The sequence below is a fragment of the Ekhidna sp. genome (assembly GCF_039960695.1).
Lineage (GTDB): Bacteria > Bacteroidota > Bacteroidia > Cytophagales > Cyclobacteriaceae > Ekhidna.
Map to the genome: position 1 here is coordinate 12,732 of NZ_JBDVKP010000004.1, position 20,979 is coordinate 33,710.

Annotated in this window: 23 protein-coding genes and 1 tRNA gene; 18 read left to right on the top strand and 6 right to left on the bottom strand. The window is 37.7% G+C overall.

The window, feature by feature from the left end; translation table 11 throughout:
- Positions 1 to 118: 118 nt before the first annotated feature.
- Genes rsmA through ABJG98_RS00870 form a run of 3 tightly spaced genes read left to right on the top strand, consistent with a single transcriptional unit; the run spans position 119 to position 3,181 of the window.
- Positions 119 to 877 (top strand): 16S rRNA (adenine(1518)-N(6)/adenine(1519)-N(6))-dimethyltransferase RsmA, encoded by a 759-nt coding sequence (gene rsmA / locus ABJG98_RS00860; protein WP_348277561.1) that lies wholly within the window; start codon positions 119 to 121, stop codon positions 875 to 877.
- A gap of 1 nt (position 878) precedes the next feature.
- Positions 879 to 2,243 (top strand): magnesium transporter, encoded by a 1,365-nt coding sequence (mgtE, locus tag ABJG98_RS00865; RefSeq protein ID WP_348277562.1) that lies wholly within the window; start codon positions 879 to 881, stop codon positions 2,241 to 2,243.
- Positions 2,243 to 3,181, top strand: coding sequence for an NAD(P)-dependent oxidoreductase (locus tag ABJG98_RS00870; RefSeq protein ID WP_348277563.1), 939 nt, complete (start codon positions 2,243 to 2,245; stop codon positions 3,179 to 3,181). Before mgtE ends, ABJG98_RS00870 begins: the two co-directional genes overlap by 1 nt.
- Here the strand turns inward: ABJG98_RS00870 and ABJG98_RS00875 are convergent.
- Entirely contained in the window at positions 3,178 to 3,654 is a 477-nt protein-coding gene (locus ABJG98_RS00875) for a hypothetical protein (RefSeq protein ID WP_348277564.1), read from the bottom strand. The genes ABJG98_RS00870 and ABJG98_RS00875 overlap by 4 nt on opposite strands.
- A 400-nt stretch (positions 3,655 to 4,054) precedes the next feature.
- Here ABJG98_RS00875 and greA point away from each other — a divergent pair, with 400 nt between their 5' ends.
- Positions 4,055 to 4,525 (top strand): transcription elongation factor GreA, encoded by a 471-nt coding sequence (gene greA, locus ABJG98_RS00880; RefSeq protein WP_348277565.1) that lies wholly within the window; start codon positions 4,055 to 4,057, stop codon positions 4,523 to 4,525.
- Positions 4,525 to 4,920: an HIT family protein gene (locus ABJG98_RS00885; RefSeq protein ID WP_348277566.1), complete on the top strand. Its 396-nt coding sequence runs from the start codon at positions 4,525 to 4,527 to the stop codon at positions 4,918 to 4,920. The genes greA and ABJG98_RS00885 overlap by 1 nt, the downstream gene beginning before the upstream one ends.
- A 40-nt stretch (positions 4,921 to 4,960) precedes the next feature.
- Here the strand turns inward: ABJG98_RS00885 and ruvC are convergent, their stop codons facing one another.
- A complete protein-coding gene (gene ruvC, locus ABJG98_RS00890) occupies positions 4,961 to 5,515 on the bottom strand; it encodes a crossover junction endodeoxyribonuclease RuvC (protein ID WP_348277567.1) in 555 nt (184 codons plus the stop codon).
- A 1-nt stretch (position 5,516) separates the two neighbouring features.
- Between ruvC and ABJG98_RS00895 the strand changes: the two genes are divergently transcribed.
- The 12 genes from ABJG98_RS00895 to ABJG98_RS00950 all read left to right on the top strand — a co-directional run bounded on the left by ABJG98_RS00895 (position 5,517) and on the right by ABJG98_RS00950 (position 14,042).
- Positions 5,517 to 6,419, top strand: coding sequence for a hypothetical protein (locus tag ABJG98_RS00895; RefSeq protein WP_348277568.1), 903 nt, complete (start codon positions 5,517 to 5,519; stop codon positions 6,417 to 6,419).
- A gap of 79 nt (positions 6,420 to 6,498) precedes the next feature.
- A complete protein-coding gene (locus ABJG98_RS00900; protein WP_348277569.1) occupies positions 6,499 to 7,608 on the top strand; it encodes a glycosyltransferase in 1,110 nt (369 codons plus the stop codon).
- Positions 7,605 to 7,859: a transporter gene (locus tag ABJG98_RS00905; protein ID WP_348277570.1), complete on the top strand. Its 255-nt coding sequence runs from the start codon at positions 7,605 to 7,607 to the stop codon at positions 7,857 to 7,859. The genes ABJG98_RS00900 and ABJG98_RS00905 overlap by 4 nt, the downstream gene beginning before the upstream one ends.
- Positions 7,856 to 9,043, top strand: coding sequence for a PP2C family protein-serine/threonine phosphatase (locus tag ABJG98_RS00910; protein WP_348277571.1), 1,188 nt, complete (start codon positions 7,856 to 7,858; stop codon positions 9,041 to 9,043). The genes ABJG98_RS00905 and ABJG98_RS00910 overlap by 4 nt, the downstream gene beginning before the upstream one ends.
- The gene (locus ABJG98_RS00915) at positions 9,040 to 9,660 is read left to right on the top strand and encodes a polysaccharide deacetylase family protein (protein WP_348277572.1); all 621 of its coding nucleotides are present in this window, start codon (positions 9,040 to 9,042) and stop codon (positions 9,658 to 9,660) included. Before ABJG98_RS00910 ends, ABJG98_RS00915 begins: the two co-directional genes overlap by 4 nt.
- Positions 9,657 to 10,427, top strand: coding sequence for a TatD family hydrolase (locus ABJG98_RS00920; protein ID WP_348277573.1), 771 nt, complete (start codon positions 9,657 to 9,659; stop codon positions 10,425 to 10,427). Before ABJG98_RS00915 ends, ABJG98_RS00920 begins: the two co-directional genes overlap by 4 nt.
- 6 nt (positions 10,428 to 10,433) lie before the next feature.
- Entirely contained in the window at positions 10,434 to 11,498 is a 1,065-nt protein-coding gene (locus ABJG98_RS00925; protein ID WP_348277574.1) for an asparaginase, read from the top strand.
- A 90-nt stretch (positions 11,499 to 11,588) separates the two neighbouring features.
- Positions 11,589 to 11,676 (top strand) — tRNA-Ser (locus tag ABJG98_RS00930).
- A 138-nt stretch (positions 11,677 to 11,814) separates the two neighbouring features.
- Positions 11,815 to 12,630, top strand: a complete 816-nt coding sequence (locus ABJG98_RS00935) for a MotA/TolQ/ExbB proton channel family protein (RefSeq protein WP_348277575.1) — start codon at positions 11,815 to 11,817, stop codon at positions 12,628 to 12,630.
- Between the two features lie 19 nt (positions 12,631 to 12,649).
- Entirely contained in the window at positions 12,650 to 12,952 is a 303-nt protein-coding gene (locus ABJG98_RS00940; protein ID WP_348277576.1) for a hypothetical protein, read from the top strand.
- Positions 12,952 to 13,572, top strand: coding sequence for a biopolymer transporter ExbD (locus tag ABJG98_RS00945; protein ID WP_348277577.1), 621 nt, complete (start codon positions 12,952 to 12,954; stop codon positions 13,570 to 13,572). The genes ABJG98_RS00940 and ABJG98_RS00945 overlap by 1 nt, the downstream gene beginning before the upstream one ends.
- Positions 13,573 to 13,580: 8 nt before the next feature.
- Positions 13,581 to 14,042 carry a biopolymer transporter ExbD gene (locus ABJG98_RS00950; protein WP_348277578.1) on the top strand — a complete coding sequence of 154 codons (462 nt, stop codon included), beginning with the start codon at positions 13,581 to 13,583 and terminating at the stop codon, positions 14,040 to 14,042.
- 65 nt (positions 14,043 to 14,107) lie between these two features.
- On the opposite strand, the gene ABJG98_RS00955 is transcribed toward ABJG98_RS00950, so the two are convergent.
- The 4 genes from ABJG98_RS00955 to tsaD are packed head-to-tail and all read right to left on the bottom strand — an operon-like array spanning position 14,108 to position 16,482.
- The gene (locus ABJG98_RS00955; RefSeq protein ID WP_348277579.1) at positions 14,108 to 14,458 is read right to left on the bottom strand and encodes a hypothetical protein; all 351 of its coding nucleotides are present in this window, start codon (positions 14,456 to 14,458) and stop codon (positions 14,108 to 14,110) included.
- Positions 14,459 to 14,477: 19 nt separating this feature from the next.
- Positions 14,478 to 14,987 carry an HNH endonuclease gene (locus tag ABJG98_RS00960; RefSeq protein ID WP_348277580.1) on the bottom strand — a complete coding sequence of 170 codons (510 nt, stop codon included), beginning with the start codon at positions 14,985 to 14,987 and terminating at the stop codon, positions 14,478 to 14,480.
- A 4-nt stretch (positions 14,988 to 14,991) separates the two neighbouring features.
- Positions 14,992 to 15,459: an SsrA-binding protein SmpB gene (gene smpB, locus ABJG98_RS00965; protein ID WP_348277581.1), complete on the bottom strand. Its 468-nt coding sequence runs from the start codon at positions 15,457 to 15,459 to the stop codon at positions 14,992 to 14,994.
- Between the two features lie 21 nt (positions 15,460 to 15,480).
- Complete coding sequence (gene tsaD / locus ABJG98_RS00970) at positions 15,481 to 16,482, bottom strand: tRNA (adenosine(37)-N6)-threonylcarbamoyltransferase complex transferase subunit TsaD (protein WP_348277582.1); 1,002 nt, start codon at positions 16,480 to 16,482, stop codon at positions 15,481 to 15,483.
- Between the two features lie 138 nt (positions 16,483 to 16,620).
- Between tsaD and ABJG98_RS00975 the strand changes: the two genes are divergently transcribed.
- Entirely contained in the window at positions 16,621 to 20,976 is a 4,356-nt protein-coding gene (locus tag ABJG98_RS00975; protein WP_348277583.1) for a translocation/assembly module TamB domain-containing protein, read from the top strand.
- The last annotated feature ends 3 nt before the right edge of the window (positions 20,977 to 20,979 follow it).

Here is a 20,979-nt window from a genome sequence, read left to right on the forward strand (position 1 = left end):
CATTTATAAGATTTGAAGTTAACCCGAAAAATTCGGGAGATGTTTATTCGAAATTGAGTATTACTTAATATCGATCTTATTCACATCTGAACTGACAATTATAAAAACGGAGAATAAGTTGGCAAACGTAAGACCAAAAAAACATTTAGGTCAACATTTTTTGAAGGATGAAAACATCGCTCAAAAAATTGTGGAAGCATTGAAGAATGAAGCAAACCTTCCGGTTTTTGAGATTGGACCAGGGACAGGTGTTTTGACCAAGTACCTACTTCAAAAGCCTGAGATTGATTTTTATGCCTTGGATGTCGATGCAGAATCTATAGACTATTTAAAGGCCAACTACCTGAATCGCAGTGATCGATTTCTCTTTCAGGATTACTTGAAATACGATGTTCCTTTTGATCACTTCAATGTGATTGGAAACTTTCCATATAATATTTCATCGCAACTCTTCTTTAAAATCTGGGATGATCGGGAGAAAGTAGATGAGGTGGTTTGCATGATTCAAAAGGAAGTGGCGGATCGGATTTGTGCCAGCCATGGAAATAAGACCTATGGTATTTTGAGCGTATTACTGCAGGCATTCTATGATATAGAATACTTGTTCAAAGTTTCACCCGGAGTATTTAATCCCCCACCGAAGGTGCAGTCGGCAGTCATTAGATTGAAAAGAAACAAAACAAAAGAATTGTCTTGTGATGAAAAGCTATTTAAGCGAGTAGTAAAAGCTGGTTTTGGTAAACGTCGTAAGACCTTGCGCAACGCATTAAAAGATCTAAATTTGCCCGAATCTGTGACGGCTCTGGAGGTGCTAAACCAACGAGCGGAGCAATTATCTGTTCAAGAATTTATCTCGCTGACCGAAAAAATTTCCTGAAATGGAACCAGTAATGACTTTTGAGTTATCCGTCGAATTCAAAGATCGATTTCAGCAAGGACTGGACGAGCGAGATGATTCGTTTGTAAAGTCTATACTAGAAGGTGTAAATCCAGCCGATATTTCTGCTCTACTAGATGAGTTTGATGCAGAGGAATGCAAATACGTATTTGACCTACTATCACCTGAAGTAGGAGCGAGTATTCTTGAAGATTTGGAAGAGGATGTTCGAGAGGATTTCATTAAGGAGTTTTCCGCTTCTGATCTGGCATCCTTTGTTGAACTCATGGATTCAGATGATGGAACCGACATCTTGTATGAGATGGAAGTAGCTGACCGAAATGAGGTTATTCGTCAAATTTCTGATGAGGAGAAAGCTTCCAACTTGATGGAACTACTTGAGTATGATGAGGACGTTGCTGGTGGATTGATGGCGAAAGAATTGATTAAGGCGAATCTAAACTGGAGTATTTCTCAATGTATTGAGGAGATTAGGTTGCAAGCCGAAAATGTGCAAAAGATATATTCGGTATATGTGGTGGACGACAAAGAGAACCTGCTTGGAAAAGTAGGGGTGAAAAACTTGATTCTTGGAAAGTCAGGTGCCAAAGTTGCAGATATCTACGACGATCAAATAATATCAGTGGAAACGTCTACTAGCGAAGAAGAAGTAGCTAGCATCATGCAAAAATATGATTTAGAAGCTGTCCCGGTTGTCAACGCTAGGGGAAGATTGGTTGGTCGAATTACCATTGATGATGTCATTGATGTAATCCGAGAGAATGCTGAAGAAGAGCGACAACTCATGACAGGAGTAAGCTCAGATGTAGAAGAAGATGACACTGTCTGGAAGATTTCACGCGCACGTTTGCCTTGGTTGATCATTGGAATGGCTGGAGGTTTGGTAGGAGCGCAATTCATGGGATTTTTTAGAGAAGAAATAATTATTGTTCCAGCACTGGCATTCTTTATTCCATTGATTACAGCATCGGGCGGAAATGTTGGAATTCAATCCTCGTCTATAGTAGTACAGAGTCTGGCTAATCCAAATGTTTTTGCAGATAGTATGTGGAAGCGACTTCTAAAAGTATTCCTTGTAGCTATCGTCAATGGTGCTATCCTTTCTTTGATGGTTTTTGGAGCAGTGATATTATTTATGCGCGAACAGCCATTAGCTGCTACAGTTTCAATTGCCCTTTTTGCAGTGGTTTTGTTGGCCTCTTTTATGGGTACAATTACGCCACTTCTATTGAATCGTTTTGGAGTAAATCCGGCCTTAGCCTCAGGACCTTTTATTACTACTACGAACGATTTGCTCGGTTTGGCTGTCTATTTCTCGACAGCACACCTATTGTATAATTTATAATGGCAGATAAACGCGTTCTCATCGTTGATGACTTGCACGAATGTATTCTTCCGCTTCTAAGTGAGGCAGGCTATGAACCTGTCTATTCACCGGGAATTGATCGAGCAGGTATACTTCAAATCATTCAGGGATTCGTAGGACTGATTATACGCAGCAAGACGTCTGTAGATAAAGAATTGATTGACCGTGCCACTAGTTTGAAGTTTGTAGCTAGGGCAGGTGCAGGGATGGACAACTTGGATAAGCAATACCTGGAATCTAAAAATATCAAAGCAATAAATGCTCCTGAGGGCAATCGTGATGCACTGGGTGAACATGCCGTCGGGATGTTGCTTTCATTGTTGCATAAAATTCCATCAGGCCATCATGAAGTAGTAGGTGGAGCCTGGAATAGGGAAGGTAACCGTGGAATTGAGCTTAAGGGTAAAGTGGTCGGTATTTATGGTGTGGGAAATATGGGGATGTCATTTGGAACAAAGTTGAGTAGTTTCGAATGCGACATCATTGGATATGACAAATTTAAAGGTGAGTTTCCTGGCGCATTTATTAAGAATGTGGAATTGGAAGAATTGTTTGAACGGACAGAGATATTAAGTATTCATGTGCCTCTTTACGACCTTACCAGAGGCCTTTTTAATGAAACATACCTTAGAAAATTTAGAAATCTAAAAGTCTTGATTAACACAGCAAGAGGTGAGATTTTGGATACCAAGGGTTTGATAAAACTTCTTGAAGAAGGTGTTATTTATGCAGCAGGTTTGGATGTGTTGGAAAATGAGAAACTGAGTGTTTACACTGAAGAAGAGAAAGCGCAGCTTGAAAAGCTATCATCCTTACCCAATGTTCTTCTTACTCCACATGTGGGAGGTTGGACATATGAATCATATCAACGAATTAGTGAAGTGCTTGCAAAGAAAATTGGAGCGTTAAGAAGTTAGATCAGCCAATTTAAAGCGGCTTGTACATCGTCAAATCTTTTCATTTTAAGTAGTGGTATTTCATCTTTAAGAATTTCACCAGCAAAACTACTATACATGCTTCCTATAGCTGATATAGGACTGATAGAAGCCAGTTTAACTAACTTATTACTTAGGCTTTCCGCTTTGTGCTTTAGCAATTCCTTTACCCATACTCTAGCTTCAGTTTCAAACTCAACTAGAAAGGAATGGTCTAATACGAGTTTGTTGCAACCATGGAACTCAATTGCTTCAAACGCTGACCTAATCAATTTTTTAGCTGTATGAATATCCACATGATCATTCCAGTCAATTCTAGCTATTCCGTAATTTTCATCGATAGAAAAGGTGCTCCCATTTTTTTTAGTGATACTCTGAAAATCAACTGATTTTAAATTTTTAGTGGAATCTGAAATTAATAGATCAACTTCTATAGAATGAGTAGCCTTTTTCACCTGGTTAAAGGTGTTCGGGTTTTGGTAGAAATAATTGTCTAGATATGTAGATTTCATGGTAGTTTTCTAAACGAATGACAATGCAAGCTATACATTCAATCACGAGCAAAATTAGGATTCCGATGTACCTAACAAATGACATGGTGAAACCTGCTCTTTTTCCGATAAGTATTTTGTGCAATGACACCCGCCGGAATATCTAATTGAATTATTCCAATAATTCAACATTAATATTGGGAGAAATAATTTTTAAGCTGTTATAAATCAAAACTTTGAAATGGCCACTTTCTTGATTTTGACTTTAGCAATACTGTATATTTGCATTATCAAAATAAGACAGCACAAGAAAACGGCTTCAATGTGAGGCCGTTATTTTTTGTTTAAAGGGGTACTATCAATTATGGCATTTAATTACTACACACAAGAAGGACTTGATAAGTTGAAGGCTGAGCTGAATGAACTTAAGACTAAGGGAAGGTCAGATATGGCTAAGCAGATAGCAGAGGCACGGGACAAAGGAGACTTGAGCGAAAATGCGGAGTATGATGCAGCAAAAGAAGCGCAAGGTTTATTGGAATTAAAAATTTCAAAGTTGGAGAATGTTGTTGGAGATGCTCGGGTAATTGATGAGTCTTCGATTGATACATCTAAGGTTTCTATTCTTTCTACTGTGAAGATTAAAAATAAGAAAAACAACATGGAGGTTACCTATCAGTTGGTGGCTGAGGAAGAAGCTGACTTAAAGAGCGGAAAGATTTCGGTTCAGTCTCCAATCGGCAAAGGCTTACTTGGAAAGAAAAAAGGAGAAAAGGCAAAGATTACTGTGCCAGCAGGTGATATTGAATTTGAAATACTAGACATTACCGTCTAATGTCAACCATCTTCACTAAAATAGTTGAACGAGAAATTCCAGCTCACATCGTGGCAGAGGATGAAAATTACCTCGCGTTCTTAGATATTAATCCACTCGCCGATGGTCATACTTTAGTGATTCCCAAAAAGGAAGTGGATTACATATTCGATTTGGATAATGAGACCCTTGCGGGGCTATTTTCTTTTTCTAAAGGAGTAGCTGGAGCAATAGAAAAGGTAATTACTTGCGAGCGTATAGGAGTGTCTGTTGTTGGCTTGGAAGTACCTCACGCGCACGTTCACTTAATTCCGATCAATGCTGTGGATGACATGAACTTTAGCCAAATGAAACTCTCTCCATCCAAAGAAGAGCTGGCAGAGATGGCTAAAATGATTAAAGAAGCTTACAGTTAGTTTTAGTAATTTAATACGACACTAAAACGTGTCAACTAGGTTACTTCACCCTTCCCGGATTATCTGAGATAAATGATTTCCAACTCTTCTTTCCGCCTCCTGGTATTCCAGATTTAGATGAATAGTGATGGCAGATGGCTACAGCCAATGCGTCAGTAGCGTCGAGCAATTTGGGAGCTTTTTCAAATTTGAGTAGCATCTGGATCATGTGAGCCACTTGTTCTTTGCTGGCATTTCCATTTCCAGTCACAGATTGCTTCACTTTTTTTGGAGCATATTCATGAATCGGCATATTCCGATTGAGGGCAGCTGCCATTGCCACGCCTTGTGCTCTACCAAGCTTGAGCATAGATTGTACATTCTTGCCAAAAAAGGGCGCCTCAAGCGCCACCTCATCAGGTAGGTATTCTTTGATGAGTTCAGTTACCCGATCAAATATTTTCTTCAGTTTTATCTCGTGATTTTTATACTTGCTTAGGTGAATCACCCCAAACTGGATAACGCTCATTTTTTCACCTTTGCAATGGATCAAACCATATCCCATTACATTAGTGCCCGGATCTATTCCTAAAATGATACGCTCTTTAATCGCCACAATGCAAATTAAGAACAACCAGCCAAACAACCTTCGAAAGTCAAGGCTCATTGGCTTGTTAAAGCTGGCACTGCTGGTTGGATGTTTATTCTTTCTCTATGACAAACTTCAGGATCAACCTATTTCACTTAGCGAAATAAAATGGCCCAATGGTTTCTGGTTTACACTTACAGTTGTTTGCTTGTTGATGACCTCAAATTGGTATTTAGAAGTATTAAGATGGAAGTATTCTATTCAAGTTTTTGAGTCAATTTCCACAAAAGAGGCGTGGCGTGCTGTGCTTGGAGGATTAGCGCTCAATTGGGTACTTCCATTAACATCTGGAGATTTGATTGTGCGAATTTCACAGCAGCAGGATCAATATAAAACGACCTCTGCTGCCTTGCTTAATAGATTTATCATGCTATGCTTCACGATACTATTAGGTGGCTATGGAATAAGCCATTTAGCTAAAAACTACGATTGGAGCTGGTGGGTACTGATTCCAATTGCTTTATTGATGGTGCTAGGACTTATGTTTCGAAATTCATTTAGACGCTTCATCGCTTATTTCAAACAATTGAATCAAATGACTTTTCTTAGAGTTTTTGGTTTATCATTATTGAGATATCTGATTTTCGTCAGTCAATTCTTACTTGTACTTCAAGCTTTCCTTCCTATGTTATCAATCAGCCTTCTCATCGCTGGCATAGGATGGATATTTCTTATTCGGTCAGCGCTCCCACTTTTTTTAGGAGGCATTGGCATACGAGAAGCTTCAGGAGTTTTATTTTTCGAACCACATGTGAATCAACTTCATCTCGTTCTAATCCCGATTTTCCTTATCTGGATTATCAACACAGTCATTCCTTCACTAGTTGGAATGCTTTTGTTTCTCAAATGGAAACCAGCATTTGCAAAATAATCTGGTTTAAATTGAAGTCTTCTCAATATTTAAGTACTCAATTAAAAGTCACTCGAACAAATGGAGTTAACATTGCGTGATGATGATTTTGATAGCAGCATTCACAATTCTGCACGTGCTTTTTTACCTTAAACTGGCTCATGGATGGATCCGAATTCCATTGATTTCTTCGAAAGAGACGCTGATACCATTTTCTGTAGTTATTCCTGTTCGGAATGAAGAGGAAAATATTGCGCGAATCCTGCATCAATTAGCGAAACAAAATTATCCAAAAGATCTTTTCGAAGTGATTGTGGTGGATGATTTTTCTGATGATCAAACTGTTAGTATAGTTAATGGATTAAAGGACTCCCTGGAAATTAGCATTAGATTAATTCCTTTGATTGATAAACAAAAACAGGGTAAAAAACATGCGCTGACTGCAGCTATTAATGCTGCGGAGCACGAGACGATATTGACGACAGATGCAGATTGTTGGTTTGAATACAACTGGATTAAGTGTTATAACGATGCTTTTGATGAAAGGACCAATATGGTAGCGGGACCGGTGGCTATTCAGGGCAAAGGAATCTTTGCTCGACTTCAGCAGGTTGAGTTTGCGGGCTTAATGGGTTTTGGGGCGGTAACAATCTCACATGAAAACCCAAGTATGTGCAGTGGTGCAAACCTTGGATTTAGAAAGAGTGCATTTGAAGCGGTTGGCGGATATACCAATAACTTGTTTACTCCATCAGGTGATGATGAATTTTTACTCTTCAACATCATGAGTAAATTCCCACACTCTACTCGTTTTTTGAAGAGTGACAATGCTGTAGTGAAAACCGCTGCGCATAAAAAGCTGCGTTCTTTCGTCAATCAAAGAACCCGATGGACCAGCAAATGGAAGTATAATAAGAATTGGAAAGTACGAGTAAGTGCAATATTGTTCTTTCTTGACTATTTGATTTTCTACGCCTCAATCGCATTTTCATTGTTGGGATTGATTGATCCAATCTTGATAGCACTGGTGATATTGGTCCGTTTCATTTCTATGCTTTTGTTTGTCGCCCCAATCAATAAATTTTTAAAAGGAAGAAGTAGTTTTTGGCCTTTATTGGTCTTTCAAATTATTTATCCTTTGCATGTTTTATTCATGGGTATGAATTCTATCTTTGGTTCTTATACCTGGAAAGGAAGGAAATACGGATGACAGACCTAGAATTTGATATTATTGATGAACTGTATTTTGTTACCGCCTATTCTGACCTGAAAGAAGCAATAGATTTTTCAGATGATGTCTTAAAAGTCAATTTAGCAAATATGGCCAAGCAAGGGTGGGTACGGGTTTACAAATCGGTTAATGAAGAATCTGAGCTGGATCAACTGGATTTAGAAAATGATTTTCAATCCTATTTTTACCTTGCTTCTAAAAAAGGACTATTTGAACACAACTCGAAATGAAGGGCACTTCACTTGATATAAAAGACCTTCAGCTCAACGCTTTACTTGAGGTGACTCAGGCAGTAAACAATAACTTGCCTGAAGATGACCTACTTAAGATTTATAAGTTTACCCTTTTGGCCGACTTAAAAATTAATAAACTCGCACTATACACGCAACAAAGTGGAGCATGGGTTTGTCGTGTAAATTTCGGCACGAAAGAAGACTTAATTGGAGGTACACTTCCAGCAAAATATAAAGAACTAAAAAATCAAATAGGAACAGTTGAAACATCATTCAATGAGTTCGACGCTGTATTCCCAGTCTATCATAAAAGCAAGCTACTTTCAGTGGTGTTCATCGAGTCGGATTCTAAACTCGGTGTTCAGAATCGATTTTTAAATGCATTGACGAACATTATTCTTGTAGCAATCGAGAATAAGAGACTTGCACGTCAGCAAATGGAGCAGGAAGCTTATAGAAGAGAATTAGAGATTGCCAAGAAGGTTCAAAACTTCCTCTTTCCAAAAGAGCTCCCAAAGATCGAGCGATTGCAGATTGAGGCTTTTTATCTTCCACATCACGATGTAGGTGGAGACTACTATGATTACATTCAGATAGATGAAAATAAATTTTTGGCATGCATTGCAGATGTGTCTGGAAAAGGCGTTCCGGCAGCACTCCTTATGTCAAATTTTCAGGCTTCTTTACGCGCATTGGTTAGACAAACAAAAGACCTTCTTGAGATAGTTACCGAGCTAAATCACGCCACATTTGTTAGTGGAAACGCTGAAAACTTCATTACTTTCTTTGCTGGAATTTATGATTTCAAATCCAAGAATTTAGAATATATCAACTGCGGTCATAATGAAATTATTCTTAAGCATGGAGATAAAATCGAGTTACTTAATGATGGCACCACGGTCTTGGGGATGTTCGATCCACTACCATTCATTGAAACCCAACGATTGGACAATTTGGATGAATTTTTCCTATTCGCATATACCGATGGCCTGACAGAAACATTCAATGAGAAAGATGAGGATTTTGGCTTTGAGCGATTGCTTGAAATAATGAAGCAAGATTGTCCTGAAGATCTATCGGATCTCCATGATCATATTGTGAAAGCATTAAATGAATTCAAGGGAAATCGTAGCTATCACGATGACATTACCATGCTTTCCTGCCATATTCAAAACAAATGATCCGTTTTTACAGAACCCCATGGATTTCGCAGGCTCGGTATCCAGAGCTGATATGGAATATAGATTCTGAAGAATCTCTTTATTTAACTTTTGATGACGGCCCACATCCAGAAGTAACCCCATGGGTAATTAAAGAATTGAGGAAGGTTGGTGCAAAAGCTACTTTCTTTTGCCTAGGAAAGCACATTAAAGAATATGAAAGTATTGCAAGAGCGATAATAAAAGATGGTCATATAATCGGGAATCATACTTACAGCCATTTAAATGGCTGGAAAACCTTAAATATGACCTATCAGGAAGACATTCGCACTTGCGACAATGAATTGATGAAATTGGGAATCCATAATCAACTGTTCCGCCCACCATTCGGTCGAATTAAGAAAGGTCAAATAAGTGCATTGAAAAATCGAAAAATAGTGATGTGGAGTCATCTTTCATGGGATTTTGATCCAAAACTTGATGTTAACAAAAGTATTGAACAGTTAAAGGCGGCCAAACCTGGAAGCATCATATTATTTCATGATTCAATAAAAGCCTTTAATAATCTAAAAATCATTCTTCCTGAAATCCTTTCTTTTTTTTCATCAAAAGGGGTGAAATTCGAATCTATAAGATGATTGACACGCACGCACACATTTACTTGGACCACTTTTCTGAAGATGTAGATGAAGTGATTAATAGAGCACTTGAAAGTGGAATACAGAAAATCTTACTTCCTAACATAGATAGCACCACCATCGATTCGATGCTAAATCTCGAAATGAAGTATCCTGATATTTGTTTTCCCATGATGGGACTTCATCCATGCTCTGTAAAAGTAGATTTTGAAAAAGAATTAAAAGTCGTTGAAGGTTGGCTAAGTAAGAGACGCTTCTTAGCAGTAGGTGAGATGGGTACCGACTTATACTGGGACAAAACTTTTTGGCAACAACAAAAAGAAGCTTTCAATTTTCAATCTGAACTTGCAATTCAGTATGATTTACCTATTGTCATCCATTGCAGAGAAACAATAGATGAAACCATTCAGTTGGTTAAATCACATGAGAATAAAGGACTAAAGGGTGTGTTTCATTGTTTTACGGGTTCTGTAGAGCAAGCAAAACAAATCACAGATATGGGGTTTTACCTTGGACTAGGTGGAGTAAGTACATTCAAGAATGGTGGCATGGATCAGGTAATCCCATTTCTCGATCAGACTAAAATTATTTTAGAAACTGATAGCCCGTATTTAACACCAACACCACATAGAGGAAAAAGGAACGAGCCTGCTTTCGTGTCGATTATTGCGGATAAAGTGGCAGAATATTTACATACGACAAAAGAAGCTTTGATTGAATTGACCACAGCTAATGCAAATGCGCTATTTTTCCCTACTCAAAAGTGATAGTGATTGAAATACAAGATTGTAAATATCAATAAGAGCGGTGAACGTTCGGTACTCATAATTTATACAGGAGGTACGTTTGGTATGATTCAAGACGCGAGTGGAGCACTAGCTCCATTCAACTTTGGAAAAGTAGTAGATCGTGTTCCTGAGCTTCGTCAACTAGGCATTCGACTGACAGTTATCTCATTTCCAAAACCCATCGATTCTTCGAATATCCTTATTCAGGATTGGAAAGATATGGCATACATCATTGAAGAAAATTATGCTCAGTATGATGCTTTTGTGATTCTTCATGGAACGGACACGATGGCTTACTCAGCTTCCATGCTTAGTTATATGCTAGAGGGATTAAACAAGCCTGTCATTTTCACTGGTGCTCAAATGCCAATAGGTTCCATCCGTTCAGACGCAAGAGAGAATTTAATAACAGCACTTGAAATAGCGGCAGCTCACAGCAACGGACAAACGATCGTAAGTGAAGTATGCGTCTATTTTAATTATCTACTTTTAAGAGGCTCACGTTCTCAAAAATTAAGAAGTAGCACATTTGCTGCATTTGAATCCGAAAATTATCCTGTTTTGGCTGAGGCAGGAATTGAAATAGAATTTAATTATCCAGCCTTGAAGCCGTTTGATCCGGAGGCACAACTTAAGGTTAGGAATTTGATGGATTCAAACGTAGTAATCCTGAAAATATTCCCAGGAATAACAGAGCATGTCGTTCGATCAATTCTAGAAAATCCAAATGTTAAAGGTGTTGTTATGGAAACTTTTGGATCCGGAAACACGATGAGTTTCGATTGGTTTATAGATTGCTTGAGGGAAGCAATTGCAAGTGGTAAAGTAATCCTAAATGTTAGTCAGTGCATTGGTGGAGAAGTTGAGCAAGGAAGATACGAAACAAGTAAAAAATTGAATGAAATAGGGGTTTTGAGTGGCGGGGACATTACTACTGAGGCTGCAATTACAAAATTGATGTTTTTGTTAGGCTCAGAGAAAGTTACGAAGGAGCTTAAGCGGCAGCTGCCCCATTCTTTAGCTGGTGAAATGGACGCTGTGCTTGAATGAAATACCGAGAAAGACCTTGATGTTCGAATAAAACTTGCATAAAGGTATTTTTCATGATTTATTTGTAGCCCGTCAAAAGTGGCGGCCTACAGAGAGGTGGCCGAGTGGTCGAAGGCGCACGCTTGGAAAGCGTGTATACCTCAAAAGGGTATCGAGGGTTCGAATCCCTTCCTCTCTGCGATTTGAAGCGAATGACCTAAGAGTTCGACTTTTTTTATGAATGGTGCGAATTTTGTGGGAATGAAAATGCAAATTTGAATTTTACTAAAACTTAAATATTTAACTAAACCGAAGACTTAACTTACAAGACTGAATTATGAAAAAGTTATTGACTCTCTTAATGTTGGCAGGTGTATTTACCTTCAGCGCTACTGCGCAAGAGTTTTCTGATGCTGCAGCAGATTCTGCAGATGTAGACTCAGCACAAACCGAAGAAGTATATGAAGAGCCTGTAGAAATCGCCCAGATTGTAGCTCCTGTAGAAGAAGCTCCATCAAAAGGATTTCACCAAGTAGTAAAAGAACAGTTCATCGATGGAGGACCAACTTTCATGGGTATCGTTCTTGCATGTTTGATTCTAGGTTTAGCAATTGCTATTGAAAGAATTATCCACCTTAACATGGCTTCTACTAATACTAAAAAACTTCTTGCTGATGTTGAAGATGCGTTAAGCGCTGGTGGTGCTGATGCAGCTAAAGAAGTTTGTCGAAACACAAGAGGCCCGGTTGCTTCTATATTTACTCAAGGACTTTTAAGAATGTCTGAGGGAGTAGAGATGGTTGAGAAGTCAATTATCGCATACGGATCTGTAGAAATGGGTAAGCTGGAAAGAGGTATGATTTGGATCTCACTTTTCATCTCTCTTGCACCAATGCTTGGTTTCATGGGTACAGTTATAGGTATGATTGAAGCATTCGACGCAATTGCAGAAGCTGGTGATGTTTCTCCTGCTCTAGTAGCAAGCGGTATTAAAGTGGCACTTTTGACTACTGTAGGTGGTTTGATTGTGGCAGTAATTCTTCAGCTTTTTTACAACTACCTTGTATCTAAAGTTGATTCAATTGTGAATAGCATGGAAGATGCCTCTATCTCTTTGGTAGACCTTCTTGTGAAACACAATCTTTCTAAGTAATCTAAAAATAGATTAGACTATGGTTGATGTAGGATTATTTATATCGTATATACTCATTGGTGTTTGCATACTCACAGCAGTAGGTATGCCACTAATGAAGGCAATGGGAGACCCAGACTCATTAAAGAAAATGGGAATGGGAGTCGGAGCATTGGTAGTAGTTTTTCTTGTAGCTTTTTTTACAGCTAATGGAGAAAACTCAGGTGATGCATCCGAGACAACGGCGAAGCTCGTGGGAGCAGGATTGACAACTTTTTACATTCTTGCGATCGCAGCGATTGGCGGTATCGTTTATACAGAAATTAAAAAAGCAGCTGAATAATGGCGAGGAATAAAGAGAGAGGCACTCCGGAAGTGAGTTCTGGCTCTATGGCAGACATTGCCTTCCTTTTACTCATTTTCTTCTTGGTGACAACCACGATAGCAAATGACAAGGGGATTTTAATGACATTGCCTCCTCCACCAGAACCAGATCAACCAATTGTTGAGTTTCAAGAGCGAAATATCTTCAAGATTTTGGCGAACTCAAATGATCAGTTGTTGGTAGAGAATGAGCCATATAACAAGCCGATATCGGAATTGAAAGATGACATTAAAGCATTTGTTTTAAACTTTGGTAATCCTGATCAGGAAGGTATTGATACATACAATAGCCTGCCATCTCAGATGAAAGCCAGAGCAAAACAAAGCCCTGAGTCTTCGGATCATCCTAAAAAGGCAGTGGTTTCATTTAAAGCAAATAGAGGAACCAGTTATGATTTGTACATTCAAATCATGGATGCTGCTCATGCTGCTTATAATGAAATTTATGCAGAACGAGTAGGTATTAATGCTATGGAATTTTTGGAGCTAGATCAAAGCAATGATGTTGAAAAGAGAATGTATCTCCAGGGCAGAGCAGGAATTCCAAAAGCGATCTCAATTGCAGAACCAGATAAATAAGTTGAACTATGTCGAAGTTTAAGAAAAATTCTAGTGCATCTCAAGATATTCCAACGGCAGCATTGCCGGACATTATCTTCATGTTGCTTTTCTTCTTCATGGTGACAACTGTGATGAGAGAACAAGAGATTTTGGTGAAGCAGGTACTTCCAAAAGCAGAGCAACTTTCGAAGATTCAGAAAAAATCATTAGTTAGTCATATCTACATAGGTGAGCCAAGGAATATTGGAACTTATGGTGAGGAGCCAAGAATTCAAACCAATGATGTATTCATGGAACCTGATGAGTTAACACTTTTTGTGAACCAGGAAAAGGATAAGCTTTCAGAGGCAGAGCGTGATCGTATCACAATGGCACTCAATATTGATAATGAAGTGAAAATGGGCATTGTGTCTGATGTGGAGCAAACATTGAGAAAGTCAAATGCCAGAAAGATTTTGTACAAGTCCTTAAGAGGAGTGCAAAATTAATTGCAACTTTAATAATTCAGATATAAAGCCTGATCAGCCAACTGACTGATCAGGTTTTTTTATGACTAGTCGTTCAGTTGTTTTTTCTTCTCCTTAATCCACTGATCGTATTCCTGTTTGGCGTTGTCAAGTGCATCTTCTAGCTCTTTCTTTGTCGCCTTTCGAAGTTTATCAGCTTCGTCAATTACCTTTCTACGTTGTTTTTTTAATTTCCTGAGAGCGGTTTCTATTTCTCTTTTAGCATCCTCCGCTGCTTCTTCAGAGTCTTCTTTCAGCTGACTTATTTCTTCCTCAATCTCTCGCTTTTTCTCCTCGAATCTATCCAGTGTCTCTTCTCTTTCAGACTCTTTTCTATCATCTTCTATGGTGCATGAAGTGAAGAGTATACTTATGAGAATTATTGAAAGGTATTTCATGAATAATTTTTAGTTTAGTCTACGCACTTACCCGTTTCGGGTTTAAATAGGGCGCCCAATCATCACGATAGGCACCGTTGTACATTTTTAAGAATGTAAGGTAATTTGGCTTAATTGGAGCTTTTGTAAGCTGCATACCAATCTTCTCTAAGGTAAAATCACTTTTACGTGAGTTACATTGCTTGCAGGCAGTCACAAGATTGGTCCATATAGATTTACCTCCTTTTGATCTAGGAACAACATGATCAATTGTTAGCTCTTTTCGAGCACCACAATATTGACATTTACCTCCGTCACGCTTAAAAATATTATGACGACTCATTACTACACCCTTATAAGGTATGTTAATGTAGTATTTTACAATAATGATTGATGGGAAAGGAAAAGATTGACTTATAGATCTTAGACGCTTTTCTTTTATTTCAGTAATTAGATCAGCTTTTTTTAAAAACATAAGCATAAAAGCACGTTGTACTGAGCATACAGTAAGTGGTGTGTAGTCTTGATTAAGTACCAGTACAGTGTTCATTGCGTCATATTTTCAACCGTTCTAATTCTCTCTTTTGATCCTTCTTTTTAATACTATCTCGTTTATCATAGATTTTCTTACCCTTGGCTAGTGCAATTTCTAACTTGGCCAATCCCCTGCTATTAATATAAATTTTGATCGGTATAACAGTTAACCCCTTTTCATCCATCTTTGATTTAAATTTTTCAAGCTCTCTTTTTTTCAGCAATAGTTTTCGGTCTCTAGTCATCTCATGACTTTCGAAACTTGCCTGAGAGTAGGGAGATATGTTCATCCCTTTTACAAAAAGTTCTTCTTTTCTGAAGAAGCAATAGGCTTCCTGAATGCTAGCTTTCCCTTCTCTTAAGGATTTAATTTCGGTCCCTTTGAGCATGATACCAACCTCTAGTTTTTCTACAAATTCATACTCGTAACTGGCCTTTCGGTTCTTTATTTGTATGTTATTAGAAAATCGATTTTTTTCCTTACTCATAGTTTAAATATAATACAGTCCTTAAAATGGCATCCTTGGTAGTGGACTATCAGTTATTTTCCCAAATGAACCATGTTCATATAAAAGGTGACCACTTATTGCAATCATGCCGGCATTATCAGTGCAATATTGAAAGTCAGGTATAAATACATCCCATCCTAGCTCTTTCGAATTAAGTTCCAACACCTTTCTTAATCCGCTGTTTGCTGATACACCACCAGCTATCGCAACCTGATTGATATTTTCTTGTCTGGTGGCTTTTGTCAACTTGTCCAACAACATAGAAATAAGAGTTTGTTGAATACTAGCAGCCAGATCAGTTAGATTATTCTTAATAAAGCCTTTATCTTTTTTTAATTCTTTTCTTAAAAAATAAAGAATAGAAGTTTTGATACCACTAAAGGAATAATCGAGTGCGGGCATTACAGATTCCGCAAATTTGAATCTATATGGATCCCCATCCTTAGCTAGTTTGTCAATCATTGGCCCCCCAGGGTAGGGCAACCCCAATAATTTCGCAGCTTTATCAAATGCTTCTCCAACTGCATCGTCCTTGGTTTGACCAAGAATGTCCATGTCAGTTGGACTGTTAACTTTTAAAATTTGGGTGTGACCTCCGCTAACAGTTAAGCAAATAAAGGGGTATGCAGGATTGGGATCATCGATAAAATGTGCAAGCACATGGGCCTTCATATGATGAACAGGTATTAAAGGAATATTAAGTGAAGCAGCCATTGCTTTAGCAAAGCTGTTGCCAACCAACAATGCCCCAAGTAATCCAGGTCCTCTAGTGTAGGCAATCGCATCGAGCTCAGTAACGTTAATAGAGGCATGATGTATTACATGATTAACAATTGGCACGATATTTCTTTGATGTTCACGAGAAGCTAATTCAGGCACTACGCCTCCATACTGCGCATGAATAGCTTGGCTAGCAATTTCATTATTGATTACTTTGCCATTAATACAGATGGATGCTGAAGTTTCATCACAAGAAGACTCTATACCAAGGATAACCGCCACCGCTTTTTGAAGGCCAAGATAACTATATCACAAGTTCGTAAGGTACTCTGGAAGATTTTTTCAGGGGTTTTCTTTTATTTGATGACTTTATTCCTGGTGATAATGCTCCTGCTGCAGCTACGTCCTGTTCAAACTTTTATGGCACAAAAAGTCTTGAAAATTATTTCAACAAAGACAAACCATGAAATATCTATTGATAAAGTTAAAATTTCTTGGCTGGATAGAGCAAGCCTAGAAGAAATCCTGGTCAAAGATTTACAAAGTGATACACTTATATATTCGAGAAGCCTGACTATAAATTATTCAATCAAGGATATAATTTATGGAGACTATTTAAGTGTCGAGGAAATTAGTGCCGACGATCTTAGACTAAAGCTGATTAAACCGGATTCGTTATCAAGACTGAATCTTTCAGAGTTTCTTAACGCGCTAAAGAAAGATACGGTTAAAAAGAAATCTAAACCTATTCATGTTGATCAGATTGATCTGAAAAATCTTAAGTTGAGTCTTAGAGACAAAACAAAAACCCCTGATGAGTCTAAGTTGGACTTTGCGAACTTAAGTTTTAGAATACCTGATTTTAGTATTGTTGAATTATCACTAGTCTCAGACACAATTTCTGGAGACATCATACAGATGAATGGATATGAAAGCAATTCAGGTTTCACGATCACCGAATTAAGTACTAATTTTTATCTAAGCAACCAATCCTTAAGTATTGATGATCTAAACTTTAGAACACCGACGAGTTATATATCTGATAGCTTAGAATTTTTCTACAATGGACTGGATGATTTTGGGCATTTTGTTGATAGCGTTTCGTTTATTCTTCATTTTAATAATTCGAGAATTTCTCAAACAGATTTAAAACTTGTTCTGGGGACAGATAAAATTAATGAGGACATTACCATCGATGGAATTCTTTGGGGAACGGTAGGAGATTTTAATATTGAGGAAACAAGATTTGGGTATGGTAGATCATATTTCGTCGGTGGAGTAAGCTGCTTTGGATTACCTGTTATTAAGCAGACATTCATATTGGCAGATATTACAGATTCACATGTTCTTCCAGCCGATCTCAGGCCATATATTGGTAATTATGCTGATAATTTAAGTCAAATGGGAAGGATTGACTTCACTGGTAGCTTTGCAGGATTTTTAAATGATTTTGTGGCACGTGGGGACTTTATTACAAATCAGGGCTCTGTTCACACAGATATAAATTTAAAAATTCCCAACAATCCGAATAATATGTCCTATGAAGGAAATCTTGAGTTTAAAAATTTAAATATTGGTGCGTTCTTTCAAAATGAAATTGCACAAGTCGTTAATTTGAAAGCCACAATTAATGGGAGAGGTATAAAACCAGAGAATGCAGAGTTCGACCTAAAGGCACTCATTTATAAGAGTGGATTAAAAGGATACATATATGATAGTGTTGAAGTTGATGGAAAGTTTGCTAAGAATTATTTTGAAGGAGGTTTTTCTGTAAATGATCCTAATTGTTCCTTAAGTGGCGCTGCACAAATTGATTTTAGGCAAATACATGAAGTTTTAAATGCTAATATCAAAGTTGATAAAATTAATGCGGATAAACTTCAGCTAACTTCTCGAGCTATTTCCGCTCACGGAAAGTTGCAGCTTGAAGTAATGGATATAGATATAGATAACTTCTCAGGCAGACTAACAATAGACTCAGGCTCCCTCTCAATTGATCAAAAAGAAGTTGAGTTAGATTCCATTAGAGTTAGTGCAATTTTTGAGGACAGCACACGCGTAATCCAAATGTCGTTTCCTGGATTTAACTCGACATTGAAGGGAGAATTTAAAATATCTGATGCCTTGAAAGACATACCAATAATGGCTGCTAGGTACGCATCAGAGCTCAAGCTAAATCATGATACCACAAAATATGAAGTTAGTGGTGAAAGCTACAAACTGTCACTTTATGCACAAATTGATAATATTTCAAGATATATTGATTCGCTCAAGCTTCCTTTTACCTTAGGCGGCAAAACAATTGTTGAATCAACATTTAGGCAAAGTAAGAATGCCAATATTTCGCTGTATATCCAGTCAGATACTTTTACGATTGGTACAAGCGAATTTCATCAGCCCGTAGTTGAAATAAATGGATCTAGTGATTTAGATGCATCCGACATCCTTACAAATTTTATAATTGAATCATCTAAGCAAGTGTTTGCTGGAATGCCAGATACAGAAGAATTGCTATTAGAAGGAGTATGGTACGGTAATAGCATCGATATAACGACACATATAAGTCAACCAGGAACGGCAAGTGATGTTAGGGTTGAAAGTAATCTGATGCTTTATCAAGATTCATTAGTTATTAAGATGCTTCCTTCTGATATAAAGCTTCTAAATGATAGTTGGACATTTAATCCTACCAATAAAATTATTATTACCTCCGACAGAGCGTCGATATCAAATTTGGAGATATATGACTCCAGTGAATCAATTGTTGTAGAAGGAATTTATGCTGATTCTACAGAAACCAACATTACTGTTTCTACAGAAGATCTAAATATGAATAAGGTTGGTCTGTTCTCAGAAGCTGAAATTGGAGGTTTTTTAAATGGTAATTTTAAAATGTTCAGGCAAAGCAAGGACGAAGCATTCAAATTTGATGGAGCATTCTTATTAAAAAATTTAATCTACGACGAGCTAGAGGTTGGAGATATAAGTGGTTCTTCAAAGTGGAACCCTGCAAATCGTAGTGTATTCACCAAAGTAGAAGTAGAGCGGAAGAATGTAAATGCTATTGAGGTGGAGGGATACTATTACCCATCAAAGAAGAATGATCAACTTGATTTTGATATCAAATTTGATGATGCAGATTTAAAAATGGGAGAGCCATTTTTAAAGGAAAATTTCTCGAATATTGATGGGGTTGCAAGCGGATCATTAAGGTTGTTAGGAACATTTACTAAACCTTACGTGGTAGGAAGTTTCAATATATTAAATGGGGGTCTTACTGTCAACTATCTCAACACTCATTATTCGTTTGCTGGTCAAGTTAATTTTGATCCTAATGTGATAAGGTTATCCAATTTTGATTTAGTAGATAGAAAGGGCTCTAATGCAATCGTTACAGGTAGTGTCCAACATACCACTTTCCAAGACTTTATGACTAGTATTACGATCCGTGCAAATAACTTTGAGTTTCTTAATACAACAACAATTGATAATAATCTTTATTATGGATCCGCTTATGGAACAGGTACAATTGATGTAACTGGACCCCTAAATGACCTGAACATTAAAGCCAATATTAAAACAGAACCAGATACGAGATTTTTCGTCCCGGTTTCAGAAGGCACCTCAGTAGGACAGGAAGATTATATTACTTTCGTTGATTTTTCCGACACCACAAATGTTTACGAAGAAGAAGAATTTAAAATTTCAGGGCTCACGATGGAATTCGATATTGAAGTGACACCAGACGCTTATTGTGAACTAATATTTGATATAAAAACAGGTGACATTATACGAGGCAGAGGACGAGGAAACCTGAAACTTCGGCTTGACACGGACGGCGATTTTAGCATGTTTGGACCTCTTGAAATTACGGAAGGCGCTTATAATTTCACTGTGCCCAACCTTTTAAATAAAGAATTTGATGTTGTTCCTGGCAGCCGTATTACTTGGTACGGAGATCCATATAATGCATCAATCGATTTAGATGCTACATATCTACAACGAGCGTCTTTTGAAGGTTTAAAAAATCCAGTGGATCAAGACAAAACCTTGCTGTCCCAAAAGGTGCCGATTTTAGTAATTCTTCAATTGGAAGGAGGTATGCTTTCACCACAAATTGATTTTGACCTTCAGCTACAAAATGAATCAGATGCTACAAATGAAAACATACCTGAGCTTTCGCGTATTCGAAACGATGAACAAGAACTAAAGCGGCAAGTCATTAGCTTGCTTTTCCTTAAAAGATTCTCTCCACGTGAGAGCTTCACGTTAAGTGGAGGAGGCAGTGTTGGAAATAGTGTGAGCGAATTCTTATCGAGTCAGGTTAGTTATTTGGTAAGTCAAATTGATGAAAATCTTGAAGTAGAAGTCAATTTGGCAGATCTTAATAATGACGCGTTTAACACTTTTCAATTACGATTTGCATATACCTTTCTAAACGGTCGATTAAAAGTAACAAGAGGCGGTGATTTTGGGAGTCAGGATGATAATAATGATAATGTCTTGAATGATCTCGTTGGTGATTGGTCAGTAGAATACAGTTTGACGAAGGATGGAAGACTAAGAGCTAAAGTCTTTAGCAATTCAGATCAAAGAATACAGGTTAACGAAAACCAACAAAATCAAGAGATTGGAATAAGTCTGCGATTCGTTCATTCCTTTAATGACCTTACTGAGCTACTGACTATGAAAAGAAACGAAGCATTGATTCGAAGAGAAGAAGAGTCAGGCAATACAGAGTCAGTGGACGTATCAAGAAAAGACTCAACACAATAGCTG

Coding starts and splice junctions, on each gene's coding strand:
- mgtE (WP_348277562.1), top strand. CDS start 879: ATGGAACCAGTAATGACTTTTGAGTTATCCGTCGAATTCAAAGATCGA.
- ABJG98_RS00870 (WP_348277563.1), top strand. CDS start 2,243: ATGGCAGATAAACGCGTTCTCATCGTTGATGACTTGCACGAATGTATT.
- greA (WP_348277565.1), top strand. CDS start 4,055: ATGGCATTTAATTACTACACACAAGAAGGACTTGATAAGTTGAAGGCT.
- ABJG98_RS00885 (WP_348277566.1), top strand. CDS start 4,525: ATGTCAACCATCTTCACTAAAATAGTTGAACGAGAAATTCCAGCTCAC.
- ABJG98_RS00895 (WP_348277568.1), top strand. CDS start 5,517: ATGCAAATTAAGAACAACCAGCCAAACAACCTTCGAAAGTCAAGGCTC.
- ABJG98_RS00900 (WP_348277569.1), top strand. CDS start 6,499: ATGATGATTTTGATAGCAGCATTCACAATTCTGCACGTGCTTTTTTAC.
- ABJG98_RS00905 (WP_348277570.1), top strand. CDS start 7,605: ATGACAGACCTAGAATTTGATATTATTGATGAACTGTATTTTGTTACC.
- ABJG98_RS00910 (WP_348277571.1), top strand. CDS start 7,856: ATGAAGGGCACTTCACTTGATATAAAAGACCTTCAGCTCAACGCTTTA.
- ABJG98_RS00915 (WP_348277572.1), top strand. CDS start 9,040: ATGATCCGTTTTTACAGAACCCCATGGATTTCGCAGGCTCGGTATCCA.
- ABJG98_RS00920 (WP_348277573.1), top strand. CDS start 9,657: ATGATTGACACGCACGCACACATTTACTTGGACCACTTTTCTGAAGAT.
- ABJG98_RS00935 (WP_348277575.1), top strand. CDS start 11,815: ATGAAAAAGTTATTGACTCTCTTAATGTTGGCAGGTGTATTTACCTTC.
- ABJG98_RS00940 (WP_348277576.1), top strand. CDS start 12,650: ATGGTTGATGTAGGATTATTTATATCGTATATACTCATTGGTGTTTGC.
- ABJG98_RS00945 (WP_348277577.1), top strand. CDS start 12,952: ATGGCGAGGAATAAAGAGAGAGGCACTCCGGAAGTGAGTTCTGGCTCT.
- ABJG98_RS00950 (WP_348277578.1), top strand. CDS start 13,581: ATGTCGAAGTTTAAGAAAAATTCTAGTGCATCTCAAGATATTCCAACG.
- ABJG98_RS00955 (WP_348277579.1), bottom strand. CDS start 14,458: ATGAAATACCTTTCAATAATTCTCATAAGTATACTCTTCACTTCATGC.
- ABJG98_RS00960 (WP_348277580.1), bottom strand. CDS start 14,987: ATGAACACTGTACTGGTACTTAATCAAGACTACACACCACTTACTGTA.
- smpB (WP_348277581.1), bottom strand. CDS start 15,459: ATGAGTAAGGAAAAAAATCGATTTTCTAATAACATACAAATAAAGAAC.
- ABJG98_RS00975 (WP_348277583.1), top strand. CDS start 16,621: ATGGCACAAAAAGTCTTGAAAATTATTTCAACAAAGACAAACCATGAA.